Genomic DNA, 633 nt, shown 5'->3' with positions numbered 1-633 from the left:
ACAGACTGGCTGGCGCTCAATGAAGTTGAGGCTGACTCGCTTGTTGAAACTGACTGGCTCAAGCTTACTGATGCTGAAGCGCTTGTACTTGCTGAGACAGACTGGCTGGCGCTCAATGAAGTTGAGGCTGACTCGCTTGTTGAAACTGACTGGCTCAAGCTTACTGATGCTGAAGTGCTTGTGCTTGCTGAGACAGACTGGCTGGTACTCAATGACGTTGAAGCTGATTCACTTGTTGAAACTGACTGGCTCAGGCTTACTGATGCTGAAGCACTTGCACTTACTGAGACAGACTGACTCAAGCTCAATGATGCTGAAGCACTTGCACTTGTTGAGACTGATTGGCTCAGGCTTACTGATGCTGAAGCGCTTGTACTTGCTGATACAGACTGGCTGGCGCTCAATGAAGTTGAGGCTGACTCGCTTGTTGAAACTGACTGGCTCAAGCTTACTGATGCTGAAGCGCTTGTACTTGCTGAGACAGACTGGCTGGCGCTCAATGAAGTTGAGGCTGACTCGCTTGTTGAAACTGACTGGCTCAAGCTTACTGATGCTGAAGTGCTTGTGCTTGCTGAGACAGACTGGCTGGTACTCAATGACGTTGAAGCTGATTCACTTGTTGAAACTGACTGG

The 633-nt window shown here is 49.3% G+C and carries 1 protein-coding gene; it reads right to left on the bottom strand.

What is annotated here, in order from left to right; genetic code table 11:
- Window positions 1-633, bottom strand: a 633-nt coding sequence (locus D8797_RS10095) for a hypothetical protein (RefSeq protein WP_185780882.1), incomplete at both ends; no start/stop codon positions are given.

This window comes from Streptococcus cristatus, from assembly GCF_003944225.1.
Lineage (GTDB): Bacteria > Bacillota > Bacilli > Lactobacillales > Streptococcaceae > Streptococcus > Streptococcus cristatus_K.
The sequence above is the reverse complement of the archived record's forward strand: the minus strand, read 5'-3'. Positions and strand labels throughout refer to the sequence as shown.